The following is a 21209-nucleotide window of genomic DNA, read 5'->3' on the forward strand; positions in this document are numbered from 1 at the left end:
GCCTGCTACGGGACCCGGCCCGACAATCCAACTGCGAACCGATCCCTGCTGAAAAGGCTTCGCTCTACCTCATTCACGCTTGCGCGAAGGTCATGCGTCAGCCTTCGAACACTTCACTCGCATAAGCGGCCAGCTTGCCCTGGATGAAGTCGAGAAAGCACTGAATCCGCAGGGCCAGTTGCGAGTTGCGGTAGTACACCGCATTGATCGGCTGGCGGTAGCCGCTGTTGGCCTGGGTCAGCACCGGCTTGAGGCGTCCGGCCTTGATATCTTCGATCGTCATGAAGTGCGACAGGCACGCGATGCCCTGCCCCTCTAGCGCCAGATGACGCAAGGTTTCGCCGCTGGAGGCACTGATGCCCGGCTGAATCTGCCAGCGGTCACCGTGCGCGTGGCGCAACGGCCAGTGGTTGAGGGTTTCGGTCTGGGTGAAGCCCAGCAACCGGTGCCCGGCCAGCTGTGCAACGCTGGTCGGGGTGCCGTGTTTTTCCAGATAAGCCGGGCTGGCCAGGATGTGCAACGGACTGCATCCCAGCGAGCGCGCATGCAGGGTCGAATCCGCCAGGGCACCGATGCGGATCGCGATGTCGGTGCTCTGCTCCAGCAGATCGATGATCAGGTCGTTGCTGTTGAGTTCCAGCTGGATGTCCGGGTACAGGCGGCAGAACTCATCGATGTAGGGCACGATGACATGCAGCATGAAGGGCGACGCGGCGTTGATCCGCAGCCGCCCCGAGGGCGTCTGGTGCCGCGACGACAGGCGCTCTTCCAGCTCGTCCATCTGCTCGAGGATCCGCTTGGCCTGCTCGAAGAAGTACTTGCCCTCTTCGGTCAGGTCCATGCGCCGCGTGGTGCGGTTGATCAGCGTGGTGTCGAGCTTGGCCTCCAGTCGCGACAGCGTGCGGCTGACCGCCGAGGGCGTTTGCCCGACCTGCTCGGCCGCCGCGGAAATCGAACCGCACTCGATCACGCAGACGAAAATCTGCAACTCATCGGATCTGGCTTTCACGTGTGCCCCTTCAATCAAAACAGGTCTGATAGTAGCTGGATGCGGGGCAGAACGCAGGTCACGCCGGCAAGTTGAACACCTGCTTGAGGTGCTGCTCGTAGCGCGCGATGTCGGCTTCAATGTTCGGACGCTTCATCACGTCGACACACAGGAAAGTCGGCAAGCCGGTCATGCCAAGGAACTCATTGGCCTTGTGAAACGGAAAATACACCGCGTCCACACCCTTGGCTTCAAAGAAGTCGGTCGGATCGTCGAAGGCTTGCTGCGGGGCATTCCAGGTCAGCGACAGCATGTACTGCTTGCCGTGGATCAGGCCACCGCTGCCGTACTTCTGCGAGGCGTCGGAACGGGTGCGGCCGTCACTGGCATAGAGGCTGCCGTGGCCTTCGGTGAAGACTTCGTCGATGTACTTTTTCACTGTCCAGGGCGCGCCCATCCACCAGCCTGGCATCTGGTAAATGATCACATCTGCCCAGAGGAACTTGCTGACTTCATCGCTAATGTCGTAACCCTCGTCGATGTGGGTCACTTTGATATCGACACCGCCACGGTCCAGCACGCTCAGGGCGGCTTCGTGCAGGGTGGCGTTGTAGCGGCCGTCGGAGTGGGCGAATTTCTTGCCGCCGTTGAGCAATAGCACTTTTTTCATGGGGAGCCTCATCATCTGGGTCCGATGCGCCGCGTGGTGGATCACTCGCGCAATCGGGGAAGGTTCAATTCGATGACGGCAGGGTATCGATCGACACCCCCGTGAATAAGCCCTGCTTCGGCAAAATACATTTGACCTATACGCACGAATAGCCAGTCGATTGTTGCCGTAGAATTTCCTCCCTCCCTTCCAGAAAAGTTCTCCATGAGCCCACACCAAGGTTTCATCCTGCACGCCAAAACCCGCCCGGAACACGCCGAGGCCTTTGAAGCGCTGTTCCGTGCCTACGTCGAGCCCAGCCGCGCCGAACCGGGTTGCATCGAGTACCACATGCTGCGCGACCAGCAGGACCCGACACTGTTTATCTTCTATGAGATCTGGCAATCCCGGGCCCATCTGGAGGTGCACTCGAACCTGCCGCACATGAAGGCGTTTTTCGACACACGCATGGACTACCTGGAGCGTGACTTCGACATCCGTCCCATCGAGATGCTCAGCCCTTCATCCGCTAGCCGTTGACCAGCAGGTGGCCACCGAGCACGCCCAGGCCCTGCTGCAGGCCTTGCAGCCGCAGCAGGGTGTCTAGCCGATCAAGCCTCGTCAGGCACGGGATCCTGCGTTGCACTGGCCCGGCTCTTGCGGAAAAACACCCCGTAGACCAACGACAGAATCAGCAGAAACGGCACGCCAAACACCAGGGTCATCTTGAACGCGTCGGTGAAGTAGGTGGTGATCATCACCGCCCCCATCAGCACCAGCCCCAGCAGCGTCGAGTAGGGAAACAGGCGCATGCGGAACGACAGCTTTCGCTCGCCGTGACGCTGGTGATATCGGCGGAAACAGTAGTGCGTCAGGAAGATCATGAACCAGGTGAAGATGGCGCCGAACATGGAGATCGCCATCATCAAGGTGAAGGAGCTTTCCGGGTACATCACGTTCAGCAAGGTCGCCAGGGCAATGCCCGAACTGGACAGCAACAAGGCATTGAACGGGATGCCGCTCTTGCTCAACGCGCCCATCGCCTTGGGCGCGTAACCGCCACGGGACAGGCTGAACATCATGCGTGTGGTGATGTAGAGCTGGCTGTTCATCGCTGACAAGGCGGCGATCAGGATCACGAAGTTCATCACCCCGGTGGCGCCGGGAATGCCGATGGTTTGCATCACCGTGACGAACGGGCTCTGGGTCTGACCGGCCTGTACCCAGGGCACGATCGCCAGCATCAGGGCCAGGGTCAGCAGGTAAAACACCACCAGCCGTACCATGGTCGCGCGGAAGGCTTTCTTGACCGCCCGCTCCGGGTCCTCGGCTTCACCGGCCGCCACCGCGATCATTTCCACGCTCAGGTAGCTGAAGATCGACACGATTACTGCCACCCACATCCCTTGCAGGCCATGGGGGAAAAAGCCGCCGTGAGCGGTGTAATGCTGCACGCCGTAATCCGGGTTGCCGGAACCGAACACCACGTACACCGCCAGGATGATGAAGCCGACAATCGCCGCGATCTTGATGGTCGAGAACCAGTACTCGAAGGTACCGAAGGTCTTCACGCTGATGGCGTTGAGCACGATCAATACACTGGAGAACGAGACGATCCAGATCCATTCAGGCACGTTGGCGAACCAGTACTTCATGTACATCGCCACCGCTGTCACTTCCGTGCCGACCGCCAGCACAATCGCCGCCCAATAGGCATAGCGCACCAGGAACCCGGCCAGGGGGCTGACGTAGAACTCGGCATAGGCGCCGAAGGAACCGGAAGTGGAATGGGCCACGGTCATTTCCGCCAGGCAGCCCATCAACAGCAACGTGATGATCGCGCCAATGGCGTAGCTGAGCAGCACGCTCGGTCCGGCATAGCCGATGGCATAGGCACTGCCCATGAACAGCCCGGTGCCGATCGCCCCGCCAATGGCGATCATGCTCATCTGTCCGGAAGTGAGCTGACGCCTGAGGCCATGCTCGCGGTTGGAAATCGTGTCAAAGCCGCTGGCTTCGCTCATGTGTCTGTCCTCTGAATACTTGTTTTTTTAAGAGCACATCGTGGGTAAAAACGGATCCCCCCCTGTAGGAGCGAGCGTGCTCGCGATGGACCCGAGAGCGCCGCGTTCATTCAGAAAGCGCGCGTTATCGTTAAAGTCCATCGCGAGCACTCGAACGTCGACCGGCTGCTCCTACTGGTTGTCCGGTGCCAGGAACTCAGGTCACGCTGTGACGAACCTGGAACTGCGCTTGCGCCCAGGTCTTCTGGTCGAGAATGTCACCCAGGATCTGCACCGCATCGAACACTTCGGTGAAGCTGGTGTACAGCGGGGTGAAACCGAAGCGCATGATCCGCGGCTCACGGTAGTCACCGATCACGCCTTGGGCGATCAGGGCCTGAATCACCGCGTAACCTTGCGGGTGTTCGAAGCTGACATGGCTGCCGCGTCGGGCGTGCTCACGTGGGGTGATCAGCTTCAAGTCGTGGGCGGCGCAACGCTCCTCGACCAACGCGATGAACAGGTCGGTCAGGGCCAGGGATTTACGGCGCAGGCTGGCCATGTCGGTCTGGGCGAAAATGTCCAGGCCGCACTCGACCATGGCCAGCGAAGTGATCGGCTGTGTGCCGCACAGGTAACGGGCAATGCCGCGGCTCGGCTCGTAACCCGACGCCATGTCGAACTGGCGGGCGTGGCCGAACCAGCCCGACAACGGCTGCGTGACCAGATCGCACAGCTGCGGCGAGACCCAGACGAACGCTTGCGAACCCGGGCCGCCGTTGAGGTATTTGTAGGTGCAACCGATGGCGTAGTCCGCACCGGCCTGGCGCAGGTCCACCGGCACCGCGCCAGCCGAGTGAGCCAGGTCCCAGACCGCCAGCGCGCCACATTCGTGGATCAGCGTGGTCGTGGCCTGCATGTCGTGCATATAGCCGGTCTTGTAGTTGACGTGGGTCAGCATCACCACGGCGACGTCTTGGTCAATCGCCTGCGCCAGCGCTTGCGGGCTGTCCACCAGACGCAGGCTGTAGCCCTGTTGCAGCAAGTCCATCAGCCCTTCGGCAATGTACAGATCGGTGGGGAAGTTGCTCGACTCACTGACAATCACCCGCCGCTCAGGCGCTCGCGAGGCTTGCACGCGCAAGGCCGCGCCGAGCACCTTGAACAGGTTGATCGAGGTGGTATCGGTGATCACCACTTCGCCTTCACCGGCACCGATCAGCCCGGCCAGGCGATCGCCCAGGCGCTGCGGCAGATCGCGCCAGCCGGCGCTGTTCCAACTGCGGATCAAACCATCGCCCCACTCCTGGGCAATCACCGCCCGGGCGCGCTCAAGGGCCGCAACCGGGCGGGCGCCCAAGGAGTTGCCGTCGAGGTAGATCACGCCCTCGGGCAGGGCAAACTGATCACGCAAAGGGGCCAGGGAGTCCTGCGCATCGAGCGCCAGGCAATCGTTTCTTGTGGTCATTGTCGGTCCTGTTCTTTAAGTGACATGCGGCCGGTGGCTACCGTATTCCGGGGTTTTCCATGCCTGCACGATGAGCAAATAATGAACGAACCTTTGCAGAATTTTCGTGCAAAGTGGCAGGTCATATAGTAGTTATCTCGAAGATAATTCGAATCCAACTCAAAAAACCGCGGATTTATTCAACCCATGACACTCGACTCCACAGACCTGCGGATCCTGCATTACCTGCAGCAGGATGGCCGTATCAGCAACCAGGAACTGGCGGAGAAAGTCGCGCTATCGCCCTCGGCCTGCCTGCGTCGTTTACGCCTGCTGGAAAGCGAGGGGATCATCACCGGTTATCGCGCCGAACTGAGCGCCGAACGCTTGGGCGTGGAGCTGGAAGCCATCGTCCATGTGTCCCTGCGCCAGGACATCGACGACTGGCACGAGACCTTCATCAAGAAGGTCCAGGACTGGCCGGAAGTGACCACCGCCTACGTGATTACCGGTGCCAGCAACTACGTGCTGCGGATCCAGGCACGCAACCTCAAGCACTTCTCGGATTTCATCGTCAACAAGCTCAACCGCACGGCGGGGGTGACCGATATCCGTTCGGAAATCGTCCTGCAAAAAATCAAGGAACGGGTCAACCTGCTCGATCTGGTTGCCCGCAAGTAAGACACCGACTCACTCAAAGCCCGCGCATACGCCGGGCTTCGTGACGCTGCACGGTGGCGCTGGGGGATTCGTCGAACAGCTTGCGGTACTCGGCGGAAAAGCGGCCCATGTGGGTAAAGCCCCAGGCCATGGCGATCTCCGAGATATTGCGCGCCTGGCCATGCTCAAGCAGATCCTGACGCACCGCGTTCAACCGATGTTTCTTCAGATAGGCCATCGGTGACAGGGCGAAGTACTTCCTGAACGCTTCGAACAACTTGAACCGGGAAACCCCCGCCGCCGCTTCGATATCTTCCAGGTGCACCGCTTCGCGGGCGTTGTCGTGGATGTACTGCTTGGCCCGGACCAGATAGTGCGGCACCTTCACCGCCAACACCTGGCGCAGCTCCTCGGAGTAATTGTTCGGCTGGGCGAGGATCAGGCCCTTGATCAACGAGCTTTCGAGGTCCCGTGTGAAGGTCACCTGATCGAACAGCACATTGCTGTGCTCCAGTTCCGCGATGAAATACCGCGCCATGCGCCACCACGCCGCCGACGCGCCGTCCACCGCGTCCATCACCGGTTCGAAGCGCAGCGGCGCATCCAGCGGGTGCTGCAGGATCCCTTCCAGCGACTCGCTCATGGCGGCGCGGGTGATCACCACCTGAAGCTTGCGACAGTCACCGGAGATCGCCAGCATCTGGCTTTCATTCGGCGAAATGATCACCCCTTGATCGCGGTTGGACTTGAGCAGCGTGCCGTCCTTGCGCAGCTCCTGCTCGCCCACCAGCGGCAGGCTGAGGCTGTAGCTGCTGAAGTGCTCGGCGTCTTCAATGTCGACGGTCACATCGGTGCCGTACTCGATCGTGCCCAGGGTGGTGGCCATGGACTTGAACACATTGGCGCTGTGATGAAAGCGGATCCGCTCCGGCGTCGTGGTTTCAAGGCGATGCGGGCCGCAGATCCCCGACATCCAGGTCCTGGCCCCTTCAAGGTCATAGTGATCGATACGAATATCGCGAAACTGCGGATCAGCTTTGCTACTCATCACGGCGCACCCACGGCAATATTTTTTCAGCGCGCTCTGACGGCGCACCTCTGGCGTGAAGCGAGCAAGTTCCAGACCACTCAACGCGCCTGCTGACCCGATGGATAGCAATCGCCAACTATGTGGATAAGGCACGCCCCGGATCACGGCGCATGCCCCTGAACAGCACTCCAGGCTGGGCAAAACAGTACCTCAATGCGCCGCACCGGGGCAGCCGTTCATCGAATGGTGCAGGTGCTTGGGTATTCGCTGCCCAATCTGATGCGAGTGTTACCCCCTAACGCCGATCACTGTAGGAGCGAGCACGCTCGCGATGGACGTGAACGATAACGCGTGCAGTCTGAAAAAACGCGTCGCCCTTGAGTTCATCGCGAGCGTGCTCGCTCCTACAAATATCCGCGTTCAAGCCGTGCCTCGCCCACGAACTATGTGGACTACCTTCGCCGACTAAGCGGATAGACCCTCCCCCTCCCCTCTCTCTCTAATGTGCTCATCGATTGGCCTGAATAAAAAAGGGGCACACCCATGAGTGGCGAAAAAAACTTCGAGCAATGGAAAACCTTCATTGAAGGCTGCCTGGACTTCCGTCCGGCAGAGGGCGTGTTCCGCATCGCCCGGGACATCTTCACCGAGCCGCAGCTGTTCGACCTTGAAATGGAACTGATCTTCGAGAAGAACTGGATCTACGCCTGCCACGAAAGCGAGCTGGCCAACAACCACGACTTCATCACCATGCGTGCCGGGCGCCAGCCGATGATCATCACGCGCGACGGCGACGGCCAGCTCAACGCACTGATCAACGCCTGCCAGCATCGCGGCACCACGTTGACCCGGGTCGGCAAGGGCAACCAGTCGACCTTCACCTGCCCGTTCCATGCCTGGTGCTACAAGAGCGACGGCCGCCTGGTCAAGGTCAAGGCGCCCGGCGAGTACCCCGAAGGGTTCGACAAGGCCACCCGAGGCCTGAAGAAGGCTCGCATCCAGAGCTACAAGGGGTTCGTGTTCATCAGCCTGGACGTACACGGCGACAACAGCCTGGAAGACTTCCTCGGTGACGCCAAAGTGTTCTTCGACATGATGGTCGCCCAGTCGCCCACCGGCGAACTGGAAGTGCTGCCCGGCAAGTCGGCCTACACCTACGACGGCAACTGGAAACTGCAGAACGAGAATGGCCTGGATGGCTACCACGTCAGCACGGTCCACTATAACTACGTGGCCACGGTGCAGCATCGCCAGCAGGTCAACAGCGACAACGGCACCGCCACCGGCAGCACCCTGGACTACAGCAAGCTGGGGGCCGGCGACGCCAATACCGACGACGGCTGGTTCGCCTTCGACAACGGCCACAGCGTGCTGTTCAGTGACATGCCCAACCCGACGGTGCGCTCCGGCTACAGCACGATCATGCCGCGCCTGATCGACGAGCACGGCCAGGAAAAAGCCGAATGGATGATGCATCGGCTGCGCAACCTGAACATCTACCCGAGCCTGTTCTTCCTCGACCAGATCAGCTCGCAGCTGCGCATCATCCGCCCGGTGGCGTGGAACAAGACCGAAATCATCAGCCAGTGCCTGGGGGTGAAGAACGAGTCGGACGCCGACCGCGAAAACCGCATTCGCCAGTTCGAGGACTTCTTCAACGTCTCCGGCCTCGGCACACCGGACGATCTGGTGGAGTTCCGTGAAGCCCAGCGCGGTTTCCAGGCTCGCCTGGAACGCTGGAGCGATATTTCACGCGGCAGCCACCGCTGGGCCACGGGCGCCACGCCCAACAGCGAAGCGATCGGTATCGCCCCGGCCATGACCGGCACCGAGTTCACCCATGAAGGGCTTTACGTCAACCAGCACAGCAACTGGCAGAGATTCCTGCTCGATGGCCTGGACGCGAAATCCCTGAAGCTACGTGAGGTGTGAACATGAATGCGCAATTGCAGTACCAGATCGAGCAGTTTTTCTACCGCAAATCCGAGCTGTGCGACGCCAAGGAGTGGGACGCCTACCTCGCACTCTTCGACGAGAACAGCGAGTTTCACCTGCCGCAGTGGGATTCGGAGCATGTCTACACCCAGGATCCCAAGCGCGAGATGTCACTGATCTACTACGCCAACCGCTCGGGCCTGGAAGACCGGGTGTTCCGCCTGCGCACCGGCAAGGCAGCCTCTGCCACACCCTTGCCGCGCACCCTGCACCAGATCAACAACGTGCGCATCAGCGAACTGCCACAGGGTGAACTGGAGGTGCGACTGAACTGGCACACCCTGTTCTATCGCCTGGCGACCTCCGAGCAGTTCTACGGCACCGCGACCTATCGCCTCAAGCCGCACCACGACAGCTGGGTCATTGCCCGCAAGCATGTGCTGCTGCTCAACGACACCATCAACTCGGTGCTCGATTTCTACCACCTCTGAATCAATGGAGACCGGGGCATGAACCACAAGGTTGCGTTCAGTTTCGCCGATGGCAAAACACTGTTTTTTCCCGTGCACGCCAACGAGATATTGCTCGATGCGGCGCTGCGCAATGGCATCAGGATTCCGCTCGATTGCCGCGAAGGGGTGTGTGGCACCTGCCAGGGCCGCTGTGAGTCCGGCGACTACAGCCAGGACTATGTGGACGAGGACGCCCTTTCCAGCCTGGACCTGCAACAACGCAAGATGCTCACCTGCCAGACCCGGATAACCTCCGATGCGGCGTTTTATTTCGACTTTGCCTCCAGCCTGTGCAATGCCGCCGAGCCCGCTCGACTCAACGGCACCGTGACGCAGGTTACCCAGGTATCGGCCAGCACCGCGATCCTGCACCTGGACTTGGGTGCCAGCGCCCAGCCGCTGGACTTTCTACCGGGGCAGTACGCCCGCCTGCTGATTCCGGGCACCGCGAACCTGCGCTCCTATTCGTTCGCCAACCGCCCGACCAGCAGCAATCAGTTGCAGTTCCTGATTCGCCTGCTGCCGGACGGGGTGATGAGCAACTACATTCGCGAACGCTGCCAGGTCGGCGATCAGATCGCCCTGGAGGCGCCTCTGGGCGCGTTTTACCTGCGCCACATCACCCGGCCGCTGGTGCTGGTGGCGGGCGGTACGGGGTTGTCGGCCCTGCTGGGCATGCTGGATGAAATCGCCGAACGCGGCTGCGAACACCCCGTGCACCTGTACTACGGTGTGCGCGAGGCGGCCGACCTGTGCGAGGGCGAACGCATCCGGGCCTATGCCCGGCGCATACAGGGGTTTCGCTACACCGAGGTGCTCAGCGAACCCACACCCTGCTGGACGGGCAGGCGCGGTTACATCGCCGAACACTTCGATGCCAGCGAACTGCGCGATGCCCCGGCCGACCTGTATGTCTGCGGACCTCCGCCCATGGTCGAGTCGATCAGGACCTGGCTGGCGAGCCAATCCCTGGAAAACGTGCAGCTTTATTATGAAAAGTTCACCGAAAGCAACGCCTGACGCTCACAAACGGGCGGTAATTGAATAAGCTGTCGGGGTGCAACAAGGCCGGATCAAAACAACTAGAAGGTAACCAGATGGCGGATGAAAGACAGCAACAAGGCGAACTCAAGCGGGGGCTGAAAAATAGACACATTCAGCTGATCGCATTGGGCGGTGCAATTGGTACAGGGTTATTCCTGGGTTCCGCTGGCGTACTCAAGTCAGCGGGGCCTTCCATGATTCTCGGCTATGCGATTGCCGGGTTTATCGCCTTCCTGATCATGCGCCAGCTGGGCGAAATGATTGTCGAGGAGCCGGTCGCCGGTTCCTTCAGTCACTTCGCGCATAACTACTGGGGTGGTTTTGCCGGCTTCCTGTCGGGCTGGAACTACTGGGTACTGTACGTACTGGTGGGCATGGCGGAGCTGACCGCGGTCGGCAAGTACATCCAGTTCTGGTGGCCCGAGGTGCCGACCTGGGTCAGTGCCGCAGTGTTCTTCGTGCTGGTCAACCTGATCAACACGATGAACGTGAAAGTCTTCGGTGAAATGGAGTTCTGGTTCGCGATCATCAAGGTCGTGGCGATCATCGGCATGATCGCCCTGGGCTGCTACATGCTGTTCAGTGGCACCGGCGGCCCGCAGGCCTCGGTGAGCAACCTGTGGGACCACGGCGGGTTCTTCCCTAACGGCACCACCGGCCTGTTGATGGCAATGGCCTTCATCATGTTCTCCTTCGGCGGCCTGGAGCTGGTGGGTATCACCGCGGCTGAAGCCAGCGAGCCACGCAAAGTGATTCCCAAGGCGATCAACCAGGTGGTTTACCGCGTGTTGATCTTCTACGTCGGCGCCCTCACCGTGCTGCTGTCGTTGTACCCATGGGACCAACTGCTGCAGACCCTTGGCGCGTCCGGCGATGCCTACAGTGGCAGCCCGTTCGTGCAGATCTTTGCCCTGATCGGCAGCGACACCGCCGCGCAAATCCTCAATTTCGTAGTCCTCACCGCCGCGCTGTCGGTGTACAACAGCGGCGTCTACTGCAACAGCCGCATGCTGTACGGCCTGGCAGAACAGGGCGATGCGCCGAAAAAGCTGATGAAGCTGAACAAGCAAGGCGTTCCATTGCTGGCGCTGGGTGTGTCGGCACTGGTCACTATGCTGTGCGTGGTGGTCAACTACGTGGCCCCCCATGGAGCGCTGGAGTTGTTGATGGCCCTGGTGGTTGCCTCGTTGATGATCAACTGGGCGCTGATCAGCCTGACGCACCTGAAGTTCCGCAAGGCGATGAAGCTAAAAGGCATCGTCCCGGGCTTCAAGGCATTCTGGTCACCGTACACCAACTACCTGTGCCTGGCCTTCATGGCCGTGATCATCTGCGTCTTGCTGATGATTCCAGGCATTCGGGCATCGGTGTTCGCCATCCCGGTCTGGGTCGCGATCCTGTTCGTGGCCTACCGGATGCGCGTGGCTCGCACTCGCGCCTTATCGGTCACTCAATAAGCGTTCGCCAGTCAGTAAAAAGCCCCGGTATTCACTGAATGCCGGGGCTTTTTATTGACCGGTCAGAGGGTCGACCGCACTCGCCACAGTTCTGGGAACAACACAGTGTCGAGCATCTTGCGCAGGTAGCCGACGCCTTCCGTACCACCGGTGCCCGGCTGGAAGCCGATGATCCGTTCAACCGTGGTGACGTGGCGGAAGCGCCACTGGCGGAACGAGTCTTCGAGGTCGATGAACTTCTCGGCCAACTGATACAGGTCCCAGTACTGCGTAGGGTCTTTGTAGACCACACGCCAAGCCGCTTCGACTGTGGCGTCATGCGCAGTCGGCTGGGTCGGGTCGCAGGTCAAACGCTGCGGATCAATCGCCAGCCCCGCGCGGGCCATCAAGTGAATCGCCTCGTCATACAGTGACGGTGTGGCGATCGACTTCTCCAGTTCCGCCAACAGTTCCGGGCGGTGGGCATGCGGGCGCAGCAGCGTTGCACTCTTGTTGCCGAGGATGAACTCGATCTCGCGGTACTGGAACGACTGGAAGCCCGACGACTGCCCCAGGAACGGCCGGATCGCGTGGTATTCGGTTGGGGTCATGGTCGCCAGCACGGTCCAGGCATGCACCAGCTGATCGAAAATCCGCGACACCCGCGCCAGCATCTTGAACGCCGGCGGCAGCTCACCCAAGCGAACGTGTTCGCGGGCAGCCTTGAGCTCGTGCAGCATCAGTTTCATCCACAGCTCGGATGTCTGGTGCTGGATGATGAACAGCATTTCGTTATGGTCCGGGGACAGCGGATGCTGGGCGCTGAGAATCTTGCCCAGGTCCAGGTAGTCGCCGTAACTCATGGAGTCGGAAAAATTCAGCTCGGCGTTATGCCATTCGTCTGTCGGGTTGCCCGGTGAATAGGGACATTGGCTCATCGAACCGACTCCTCAGGTTGCAGTGTAGGGAGTGGACGCAGGATCGCCCGAACCGGGCTGGCGTCCAGATTGGCGAAGCGCAGCGGTAGCGCGATCAGCTCGTAGTCGCCTTCCGGCACCTCATCGAGCACGATGCCCTCGAGGATCGCCATGCCATGGCGGGCCACGGCGTTGTGCGCATCCATGGTCTTGGATTGCTGGGGGTCCAGCGACGGCGTATCGATACCGATCAAGCGCACACCCAGGCTCGACAGCAGCTCGACGGTTTCCTTGGCGACCGCCGTGAAGTCCGGGTCCCAGGTCGCCAGGGGGGCCTGTCGATAGGTGCGCAGCAGCACGCGCGCCGGCACATTGGCCAACCGGCCTTGCAGTTGCCCGGGCTGAACCAGGGCGCCGCTGTCCAGGCAGTGCAGGACGCGGCACGGGCCCATGTAGACCTCCAGCGACACCTCGCCAATCGGCGCGCCGTCGGGGCGGTAATGCAGCGGTGCATCGACGTGGGCCCCGGTGTGGGGAGACAGGGTAACGCGGCCGACGTTGACCGGGCACTCGGGCCCGAACGTCCACACGCGCTCTTCCTGAAACGGCGTATCACCCGGCCACGTGGGGGTTGCGGTGCTCAAGGGGGGACTGATGTCCCACCACGATGGTGTAGTTTTCATTGTTGGAATCTCGGCCTGCTCACCCGTGAATGATACGAGTGAAACCCGTCAACTTTCTTGCGAAATCCTTCGGCAACGGCCAAATGTTTCGCACTTAATGCTAAAAAAACGGAGTTTATCGGATAGAAATTTCAATGGATGCTACAGCTGCTATCCAAGGATCTTGACTCTCCCCCAAGGGGTCGACTTTATCCTCCTGGTTTTACCTTCCAGGGAGAAGCACATGGGCAAACGGATACTGGTGATTCTCGGCCACCCTTCCAGTAACAGTTTTTGCGGCGCCCTGGCCGACCGCTATGCGCAGGCGGCAAACAGTGCCGGGCATGAGGTTCGCGAGCTGCGCCTGGGCGCCTTGAGTTTCGACCCGATTTTGCGCGAGGGCTACCAGCAGGTTCAGCCGCTGGAAGCCGACCTGTTGAAGGCTCAGGCGGACATCACCTGGGCCGAACACCTGACCTTTGTGTACCCGATCTGGTGGGGGGCGATTCCAGCGTTGCTCAAGGGCTTTTTCGACCGGGTGTTCCTACCTGGCTTCGCCTTCAAGTACCGTCCCGGCAAGGCCTTTCCAGACAAGCTGCTGCAGGGTCGTACCGCCGACCTGCTGGTGACCATGGACACACCGCCCTGGTATTACCGCTGGATCTATCGCATGCCCGGCGTGCATCAAATGCGCAAGACCACCCTGGCCTTTTGCGGCATCAGACCGCTGAACACCCTGACCTTCGGCCCGGTGCTCAACTCAACGCCACGGCAACGGAACAATTGGTTGATGCAGGCGCAGGCTATCGCTGAGGGCTAAGTCTCGGAGATAATCGGCGGTGTCATCCGGGACACTCACGAAAAAGGGACTTTTCATGTACATCGGTAAAGCGGCAAAGCTGTCGGGCACCACCATCAAGAGCATCCGTCACTACGAAGACATCGGCCTGCTACCGCCCGCGCAGCGTCAAGGCAAATACCGCATTTACGACCAGCACAGTGTCGACCTGTTGAGCTTCATCAAATGCGCCCAGCAATTGGGTTTCAAGCTCAAGGAAATGCAGGTGATGCTTCAGGACCACCGCGACCAGACGCCACCTTGGGACCTGGCCCTGCAGGCCATCGTCGACAAAAAACAGCAACTGGCCGACAGCATCGTGCAACTGACCCAGCAACACCAGCAACTGTCCAAGCTCCAGGCGAGCCTGGCGCACGTGCAACAGCAGTGCCCGCTCGAGCGAGTGTGAAGCCGCGCGCGTTTCTGGATAGCTCAGTGTCGAGCACAGACAACTGACCCGCGGATGGACGCTATAGGGTGCGACTTCAGTCCTGCCTAACGCTCGGAGTCAGCATGTCCAAACCCATTACCGTCCTGCGCGATACCCATCCGCTGCCCGTCCTCGATGCCTGCAAATGGGAAAAGCTCGAAGGCGATCCGCACACCGTCAACCTCAACGCCTACACCAGCGAGGATGGCAGCAAGATCATGGGCACCTGGATCTGCACACCGGGTAAATGGCGAGTGGACTACGTGAAGTGGGAGTACTGCCATTTCCAGGAAGGCTACTGCGTGATCACCCCGGACGGCATGGAACCGATCCACCTGCGTGCCGGTGATATCTTCGTCGTGGAGCCGGGAATGAAAGGCACCTGGGAAGTGGTCGAGACCGTGCGCAAGTATTTCGTGTTCGCCTGAGCACAAAAAACCGGGAGCCCACCCGACGTGGGCTCCCGGTAAAGATCTCGTGTAGATACACACCCCAGAATGTAGGAGCGAGCTGGCTCGCGATGAACTCAAGAGCTACGCGTTTATCCAGAAAATACGCGTTATCGTTAACGCCCATCGCGAGCCAGCTCGCTCCTACATTGGGCTAAATGTAAAAAACCGGGGGACCACTCGATGCAGTCCCCCGGAAACACCCCTACTGAGGTTTGCGATAGCCGTTGATGATCGCCGAGAAGTCCTTGCCGCCTTCACCGCGCAGGCTCATGGCCTGATACAGCTGCTGGGCCACCGCCCCGAGCACCACCGGCTGGTGCACCTGGCGCGCGGCTTCAGTGGCCAGCCCCAGGTCCTTGAGCATCAGTTCGGCACCGAAACCGCCGGTGTAGCCACGGGACGCCGGGGCCGTTTCAACCACGCCCGGCCACGGGTTGTACATTTCCGAACTCCAGCAACGGCCGGTGGAGCTGTTGATGATCCCCGCCAGCACGCCCGTGTCGATCCCCAGGGCATCGCCCAGGGCCATGGCTTCACTGACGCCGACCATGGAGATCCCCAGCAGCAGGTTGTTGCAGATCTTGGCGATTTGCCCGGTGCCGACTTCGCCACAGTGCACGATGTTGCGGCCCATCTGCGCCAGCACCGGTTGCAGGGTGGCGAACAGTTCCGGGGTAGCACCGACCATGAAGGTCAGTGTGCCGGCCGCCGCGCCACCGGTACCACCGGAAACCGGTGCATCGGCCATGCTCACGCCTTGTTTGGCTGCTGCGGCGGCGACATCGCGGGCGGTCTGCGGATCGATGGTGCTGCAATCCACGGCGGGCACGCCCTTGGCGATCCCGGCCAACACGCCGTCTTCACCCAGCCAGACGCTGCGCACATGCACGGCGGCCGGCAGCATGGTGATCACCAGTTCTGCACCTTGCGCGGCTTCACGGGCCGTCGCGCTGATGGTACCGCCCAGCTGTGCCAGCTCCGCGAGCACGGCTTTGTTCAGGTCGACCAGGTTCAGCGAATGGCCGGCCTTGATCAGGTTGCGCGCCATCGGCGCGCCCATGTTGCCGAGACCGATAAAAGCGATTTTCATGTCCGGCTCCTCAACGCAGGTTGATGGTGGTGTTCACACCGTCATTGACGCTGTCATCGTCGAACCAGCGGCTGGTGACGGTCTTGGTTTGAGTGTAGAACTGCACCACTTGCTTGCCATACGGGCCCAGGTCGCCGAGCTTGGAGCCACGGGAACCGGTGAAGCTGAAGAACGGGACCGGCACCGGAATCGGGATGTTGATGCCGACCTGGCCTACGTCGATTTCATTCTGGAACTTGCGCGCCGCTGCTCCGCTCTGGGTGAACAGGCCGGTGCCGTTGCCGAACGGGTTGGCGTTGACCAGGGCAATGGCCTGATCCAGGGTGTCGACCTCCAGCACCACCAGTACCGGGCCGAAGATTTCCTGGGTGTAGATCTGCATGTCGGTAGTCACGCCCGAGAACAGGGTCGGACCGACAAAGTTGCCCTGCTCGAAGCCCGGAACGCTGACATCGCGACCGTCCAGTTCAAGCTTCGCACCTTCCTTGATGCCGCTTTCGATCAGTTCCAGAATCCGTGCCTTGGCGCGCTTGGAGATCACTGGGCCGACATCGGTACCCGGCTCGCTGCCTGCGTTGACCTTGAGTTGTTGCGCCAGGGCCTTGAGGTCTGGCAACCACTGCTTGGCCGCGCCCACCAGCACCACCACCGAGGTGGCCATGCAGCGTTGACCGGCCGCGCCGAAACCTGCGCCGACCAGGGCGTTGAGCGCTTGCTCACGGTTGGCATCGGGCAGCACCACGGCGTGGTTCTTGGCGCCCATCATCGATTGCACGCGCTTGCCGTGCTTGCCAGCCAGGTCGTAGACATGGGTACCGACCGCGGTCGAACCGACGAACGAAACGGCCTTGATGTCCTTGTGGGTGCACAGGGCATCCACCACGTCCTTGCCGCCGTGCACCACGTTGAGCACGCCAGCCGGTACCCCGGCCTCAATCGCCAGCTCCACCAGCAGCAGGGTCGACAGCGGGTCCTGTTCGGAAGGCTTGAGGACGAAGGTGTTGCCGCAGGCGATGGCCATCGGGAACATCCACAGCGGAATCATCGCCGGGAAGTTGAACGGCGTGATACCGGCGCACACACCGATCGGTTGGCGCAGGGTGTAGGTGTCGACGCCACCGGCGACGTTTTCAGCGAACTCGCCCATTTGCAGGCTGCCGATGGAGCAGGCGTGCTCGACCACTTCCAGGCCACGGAAAATATCGCCTTCGGCGTCGGCAATGGTTTTGCCTTGCTCGGCGCTCAGGACCACGGCGATGCGTTTGGAGTGTTCGCGAATCAGCGCCTGGAGCTTGAGCATGATGCGCATCCGCGCGCCAATCGGGGTCAGCTTCCAGGTCTGGAAGGCGCGATGGGCCGCACTGATCGCCGCGTCAACTTCCTCGGCCGTGGCGAACGGGACTTTGGCCAGCACTTGCTGGGTCGCCGGGTTGACGATGTCGTGCCATTCGGTGGTCTTGGACTCGACCCACTGACCATCGATCAACAGCTTGACGGTCTGCACGGTGGTTTCGTTGGGCGTAAGCGATGCGTTCATGCTGGTCTCCGGAACTTGTAATTATGCTAGGAGCCAAGGCGAGCAAGTCGCCTTGAGATGAGGCGTGTACCGCGAAATGGTTATCGGGCTGTTTTTGGAGTATAGATGTGCAAACTTCTAATAAGAACGCACATAAAAGCCGGTCCAACATGCAAAAAAACATCACATCCCTGGGCTCCCTGAACTGGGACGACCTGAAGTTTTTCCTTGAAGTCGCCCGCACCCGCAAGGCCAGCACCGCCGCCAAGCGCCTGGCCGTGGACTACACCACGGTGTCGCGGCGCATCAGCTCGCTGGAAGGCTCCATGGGTACCTTGCTGTTCGAGAAGTCCCGGACCAACGGCTTTGTCCTCACCGCCGAGGGCCAGCGTTTGCTGGGGTATGCCGAATCCATAGAAAGCACGCTGCACATGGCGTGCGAACAGGTCTCGGGTTCGGGGGTGGCGTTGTCCGGCCACGTCAGGATGGGCTGTACCGAGGGTTTCGGCAGTTTCTTCATCACCCCGCAGCTCAGCCACTTCGTCGATGCCTACCCGGCGATCTCGGTGGACATCCTGCCGTTGCCGCACTTCATCAGCCTGTCCAAGCGCGAAGCCGACATTGTCATCGCCCTGGAGCGCCCGGAACACGGCCCTTACGTCTGCTGCAAACTTTGCGACTACCGTTTGCAGTTGTACGCGACCCAGGACTACCTCGACCAACACCCACCCATTCGCCGTCCGGCTGATCTGGGCCAGCATCAGTTCATCAGTTATGTCGACGACCTGGCCTTCAGCTCGGAGCTGCTGTACCTGGCCAACGTGCTGCCCGGCGCCAGCGCCAACCTGCGCAGCACCAGCGTGATTGCGCAGTTTGTCGCGGCGCAGCAAGGCCGCTCGCTGGCGATCCTGCCGTGTTTCCTGGCGGCCCAGGACCCACGGCTGCTGCCGGTATTACCGGAGGAGATCACGATCACCCGGCAGTTCTGGATGTACTGCCGCGAAGACCTGCGCAAGCTCAAGCGGATCACCCTGCTCTGGGACTATATCCGCGCCGTGACCGAGCAGAATCAGGCGCTATTGATGGGTGAGACCCGAACGATGCGATTCGCCGACTAGTCGGCGCTGACCACGATCGCCACCCGGCGGTTCTCGGTGCGTCCGGCAGCGCTGTTGTTGGGTGCCACCGGCTCGCTGCTGCCCAAGCCACGCAGTTGAATGTTCTCTTCGCGCATGCCAACGCGGGTCAGTACCGTGGCCACACTCTTGGCCCGGCGCAGGGACAGTTGCTGGTTATAGGCTTCCTTGCCCGAGGCGTCGGTGTGGCCGTCGACTCGCACGCGCTCGATGCCGACGCCCAGCAGCGCCTTGCCAATCCGCTCGACGATGTCAGTGCTTTGGACGTTCAGGCGCTCCACGTCACTGCCAAACAGCACCTTGCCCGACAAACCGAACTCCCAGCCTTCCTCGGTCAATTCGAACCCCTGTTGTTTGAGCACGGTGATTTGCGCGGGGGTGAGGCCTTTTGGCGGCGCGGTCTGGCACCCGGTCAAGGCCAGCATGGCCATGAACAGGGTCAGGGTCAGGGTCAGGGTCAGGGTGAAGAGTCGAAGGGAACGCTGAGTCAGTGAAAACAAGGGGGTTAGCTCCTGGTTTGAACGTTGACGGCAAGGTGCTCCGACCGTGCCGTGTATTGCCCGCCTCGAGCGAGGCTTTTGGCGTGATACATCGCCGCATCGGCGGCATTGAGCAAGGCGCCAGGGGTGGTGCCATGATCGGGGAAAATCGCGATGCCCACGCTCAGTGAGGTCAGGACCGAGTGACCGCCTGGCAGCTGAACCGGTATCTGCATGCTGTCGATTATCTTGCCGGCAATCCGTTCGGCATCTTCGGTCCTGTGCAACGGCGTCAGCAGCACGGCAAACTCATCGCCTCCCAGGCGTGCCACCAGGTCCTCTTCACGCAACTGCGCCCGGACCCGGTTAGCCACCGCCACCAACACCGCATCCCCCGCGGCGTGGCCGAAACTGTCGTTGATCTCCTTGAAGCGGTCACTGTCGAGAAACAGCACCGCCACCCGCTGATTGTGCTTGCTGCCGTTGCGCAAGGCGCGGATCAAGCGGCCTTCAAAGAATGCCCGGTTCGGTAGCCCGGTCAGGCTGTCGTGGCTGGCCTGGTGAGCCAGGGTTTCATTCTCGCTTTGCAAATTGGTCTGCCAGGACTCCAGTTCATCGAGCAGGGCATTGAAGTCATTGCCCAGGCTGTCCAGTTCGGCGATACGCGCCGGTGGCACACGCTGGTCAAACGCGCGCTCGATCCGTGCGGCATGGGCGACATCCGCCCAGCGCCGTAACGGGCCGATGATTCCTTGCAGTTGCCGGCGCGCCAGGAACATCGCCACCCCGGCACTCAGCGCGGTGCACAGGACGATCCCGGCCAATCCACTGAGCAGGAAGCGCATCAGGCTGGCGCCATGTCCGGTCAGCAGAATACTGCCGACTGGCTGATCCTGATGGACGATGGGCAGGCGGATGGGTTCTTCCAGCAGGGCGCGGGAAATCTGCATTTCAAGCTCAGACACCAGTCCGGTTTCCGGCCGCTGCCAACGCGCCAACAACTGGCCTCTGGCGTCGAACACCTGGGCATCGGCCACTTCTTCCGTGGCGGCGATCAATGCCAGTGCCTCGGTCGCCGCCACGTTGTCGTTGAACACCACCGCCGCTTCCACGGTGTAGCTGATGGAGCGAGCGATCAGGTGCAGGTTGTGATCGGCGTACACCCGCAAGGCCAGCACGCCCATCGCAGTCAGGGACAAGCTGGTCATGGCCACGCCGACCAGGGCGACGATCAGGTTGCCACGGCCAATGACCGAGCGCAGCGTCGGGCGCGCGCTTCTATTGAACAGGCTCATGGGGCCGCCTGTTTACGGCGTGACAGTTGCAAGACACTGGGGTGAATGCGCACGCCGCTGCGAGCCACCGAGTCGAGGTTGACCTCGAATGACACATGACTGTCGGTGACCTGCAGGCAGAACAGGCTGCCGACCGTGCATTGATCGCCACCCTCGCTGATACTCAGCACCGGGCGACCGCTCAATCCGGCAAACAGCGTGCTGCGCTCTTCGGGGGTCAACTTGCCGAGGTAGACCGCATCGCACTCACTGACAATGCCCGGGTCACCGGCCAGCAGGCGGCGCACGATCACCGGGCGCCCGGTGGCCTGGGTCGTGCCCTTGACCAGGTCGTCGGTGTATTCCGTGGGCCCGATCACGCAGAGCCGCAACCGGGTCGGCTCTACCGGCCAGCGCGCATAACTGAGAATGCCCAGCACGACCTGGGTGACGGATTTTGCGCGTTGATCGGCCATGCTCACAGGCGTTTGCGACTGAGCGAACAGCGGAAGGCTGAACAAACAGAACATCCCGGCCAGCCAGAATCGCTTCCAGCCCACCATGCATTCTGTCGTCCAGACAGTCAGCTTCATGCAGGAATTCTCTTTGGTCGTGACGAAAATGATGCCGCAACGATAGCACAGCACAGAAACAGCGGCGAGGCCACGCAGTGCGCGGCCCGACTGACTATCCGGTGTTTCCAGCACCCGC

22 protein-coding genes are annotated in these 21209 nt (G+C 61.1%); 10 read left to right on the forward strand and 12 right to left on the reverse strand.

Annotated elements, in window-relative coordinates; all coding sequences use genetic code 11:
- Window positions 1–97: 97 nt before the first annotated feature.
- Together CKW07_RS12105 and CKW07_RS12110 are read right to left on the reverse strand one after the other, a co-directional pair.
- Window positions 98–1009, reverse strand: a complete 912-nt coding sequence (locus tag CKW07_RS12105) for a LysR family transcriptional regulator (protein WP_095145107.1) — start codon at window positions 1007–1009, stop codon at window positions 98–100.
- Window positions 1010–1067: 58 nt separating this feature from the next.
- Window positions 1068–1658 carry an NAD(P)H-dependent oxidoreductase gene (locus CKW07_RS12110; RefSeq protein ID WP_095145108.1) on the reverse strand — a complete coding sequence of 197 codons (591 nt, stop codon included), beginning with the start codon at window positions 1656–1658 and terminating at the stop codon, window positions 1068–1070.
- A gap of 204 nt (window positions 1659–1862) precedes the next feature.
- Here CKW07_RS12110 and CKW07_RS12115 point away from each other — a divergent pair, with 204 nt between their 5' ends.
- On the forward strand, window positions 1863–2177 hold the full coding sequence (locus CKW07_RS12115; protein ID WP_095145109.1) for a putative quinol monooxygenase: 315 nt from the start codon (window positions 1863–1865) through the stop codon (window positions 2175–2177).
- Window positions 2178–2248: 71 nt separating this feature from the next.
- Here the strand turns inward: CKW07_RS12115 and CKW07_RS12120 are convergent, their stop codons facing one another.
- Entirely contained in the window at window positions 2249–3661 is a 1413-nt protein-coding gene (locus tag CKW07_RS12120; protein WP_095145110.1) for an amino acid permease, read from the reverse strand.
- Window positions 3662–3857: 196 nt separating this feature from the next.
- Window positions 3858–5108: a kynureninase gene (gene kynU, locus CKW07_RS12125; protein ID WP_095145111.1), complete on the reverse strand. Its 1251-nt coding sequence runs from the start codon at window positions 5106–5108 to the stop codon at window positions 3858–3860.
- A gap of 186 nt (window positions 5109–5294) precedes the next feature.
- Between kynU and CKW07_RS12130 the strand changes: the two genes are divergently transcribed.
- On the forward strand, window positions 5295–5768 hold the full coding sequence (locus CKW07_RS12130) for an Lrp/AsnC family transcriptional regulator (protein ID WP_095081759.1): 474 nt from the start codon (window positions 5295–5297) through the stop codon (window positions 5766–5768).
- Window positions 5769–5781: 13 nt separating this feature from the next.
- On the opposite strand, the gene CKW07_RS12135 is transcribed toward CKW07_RS12130, so the two are convergent.
- Complete coding sequence (locus CKW07_RS12135) at window positions 5782–6795, reverse strand: AraC family transcriptional regulator (protein ID WP_095145112.1); 1014 nt, start codon at window positions 6793–6795, stop codon at window positions 5782–5784.
- A gap of 525 nt (window positions 6796–7320) precedes the next feature.
- On the opposite strand from CKW07_RS12135, the gene antA reads away from it, so the two are divergent.
- The 4 genes from antA (at window position 7321) to CKW07_RS12155 (ending at window position 11725) form a co-directional block, all read left to right on the forward strand.
- On the forward strand, window positions 7321–8709 hold the full coding sequence (antA, locus tag CKW07_RS12140) for an anthranilate 1,2-dioxygenase large subunit (RefSeq protein WP_095145113.1): 1389 nt from the start codon (window positions 7321–7323) through the stop codon (window positions 8707–8709).
- 2 nt (window positions 8710–8711) lie between these two features.
- A complete protein-coding gene (gene antB, locus CKW07_RS12145; RefSeq protein WP_095145114.1) occupies window positions 8712–9203 on the forward strand; it encodes an anthranilate 1,2-dioxygenase small subunit in 492 nt (163 codons plus the stop codon).
- 18 nt (window positions 9204–9221) lie between these two features.
- On the forward strand, window positions 9222–10244 hold the full coding sequence (gene antC, locus CKW07_RS12150) for an anthranilate 1,2-dioxygenase electron transfer component AntC (RefSeq protein WP_095145115.1): 1023 nt from the start codon (window positions 9222–9224) through the stop codon (window positions 10242–10244).
- 77 nt (window positions 10245–10321) lie between these two features.
- Window positions 10322–11725, forward strand: a complete 1404-nt coding sequence (locus CKW07_RS12155; RefSeq protein WP_095145116.1) for an amino acid permease — start codon at window positions 10322–10324, stop codon at window positions 11723–11725.
- A 62-nt stretch (window positions 11726–11787) separates the two neighbouring features.
- Here the strand turns inward: CKW07_RS12155 and kynA are convergent, their stop codons facing one another.
- Window positions 11788–12642: a tryptophan 2,3-dioxygenase gene (kynA, locus tag CKW07_RS12160; protein ID WP_095145117.1), complete on the reverse strand. Its 855-nt coding sequence runs from the start codon at window positions 12640–12642 to the stop codon at window positions 11788–11790.
- Complete coding sequence (kynB, locus tag CKW07_RS12165; protein WP_095081768.1) at window positions 12639–13304, reverse strand: arylformamidase; 666 nt, start codon at window positions 13302–13304, stop codon at window positions 12639–12641. The genes kynA and kynB overlap by 4 nt, the downstream gene beginning before the upstream one ends.
- Window positions 13305–13527: 223 nt before the next feature.
- Here kynB and CKW07_RS12170 point away from each other — a divergent pair, with 223 nt between their 5' ends.
- The 3 genes from CKW07_RS12170 (at window position 13528) to CKW07_RS12180 (ending at window position 14979) form a co-directional block, all read left to right on the forward strand.
- The gene (locus tag CKW07_RS12170; protein ID WP_095145118.1) at window positions 13528–14103 is read left to right on the forward strand and encodes an NAD(P)H-dependent oxidoreductase; all 576 of its coding nucleotides are present in this window, start codon (window positions 13528–13530) and stop codon (window positions 14101–14103) included.
- 55 nt (window positions 14104–14158) lie between these two features.
- Complete coding sequence (locus CKW07_RS12175) at window positions 14159–14530, forward strand: MerR family transcriptional regulator (RefSeq protein WP_095145119.1); 372 nt, start codon at window positions 14159–14161, stop codon at window positions 14528–14530.
- 104 nt (window positions 14531–14634) lie between these two features.
- Entirely contained in the window at window positions 14635–14979 is a 345-nt protein-coding gene (locus tag CKW07_RS12180; RefSeq protein ID WP_095081774.1) for a cupin domain-containing protein, read from the forward strand.
- A 226-nt stretch (window positions 14980–15205) separates the two neighbouring features.
- On the opposite strand, the gene mmsB is transcribed toward CKW07_RS12180, so the two are convergent.
- Together mmsB and CKW07_RS12190 are read right to left on the reverse strand one after the other, a co-directional pair.
- On the reverse strand, window positions 15206–16093 hold the full coding sequence (mmsB, locus tag CKW07_RS12185) for a 3-hydroxyisobutyrate dehydrogenase (protein ID WP_095081776.1): 888 nt from the start codon (window positions 16091–16093) through the stop codon (window positions 15206–15208).
- Window positions 16094–16103: 10 nt separating this feature from the next.
- Entirely contained in the window at window positions 16104–17630 is a 1527-nt protein-coding gene (locus tag CKW07_RS12190) for a CoA-acylating methylmalonate-semialdehyde dehydrogenase (protein WP_095145120.1), read from the reverse strand.
- Between the two features lie 149 nt (window positions 17631–17779).
- Here CKW07_RS12190 and CKW07_RS12195 point away from each other — a divergent pair, with 149 nt between their 5' ends.
- Window positions 17780–18727 carry a LysR family transcriptional regulator gene (locus CKW07_RS12195; protein WP_095145121.1) on the forward strand — a complete coding sequence of 316 codons (948 nt, stop codon included), beginning with the start codon at window positions 17780–17782 and terminating at the stop codon, window positions 18725–18727.
- Here CKW07_RS12195 and CKW07_RS12200 read toward each other — a convergent pair.
- The 3 genes from CKW07_RS12200 to CKW07_RS12210 all read right to left on the reverse strand — a co-directional run bounded on the left by CKW07_RS12200 (window position 18724) and on the right by CKW07_RS12210 (window position 21091).
- Window positions 18724–19176 (reverse strand): OmpA family protein, encoded by a 453-nt coding sequence (locus CKW07_RS12200; protein ID WP_095145135.1) that lies wholly within the window; start codon window positions 19174–19176, stop codon window positions 18724–18726. The two genes, CKW07_RS12195 and CKW07_RS12200, sit on opposite strands and share 4 nt — an antisense overlap.
- A gap of 74 nt (window positions 19177–19250) precedes the next feature.
- Window positions 19251–20519, reverse strand: a complete 1269-nt coding sequence (locus CKW07_RS12205; protein WP_095145122.1) for a diguanylate cyclase domain-containing protein — start codon at window positions 20517–20519, stop codon at window positions 19251–19253.
- Window positions 20516–21091, reverse strand: a complete 576-nt coding sequence (locus CKW07_RS12210) for a YfiR family protein (protein WP_095145123.1) — start codon at window positions 21089–21091, stop codon at window positions 20516–20518. Before CKW07_RS12210 ends, CKW07_RS12205 begins: the two co-directional genes overlap by 4 nt.
- Between the last annotated feature and the right edge of the window lie 118 nt (window positions 21092–21209).

The organism is Pseudomonas sp. Irchel s3b6 (assembly GCF_900187415.1).
Taxonomy (GTDB): domain Bacteria; phylum Pseudomonadota; class Gammaproteobacteria; order Pseudomonadales; family Pseudomonadaceae; genus Aquipseudomonas.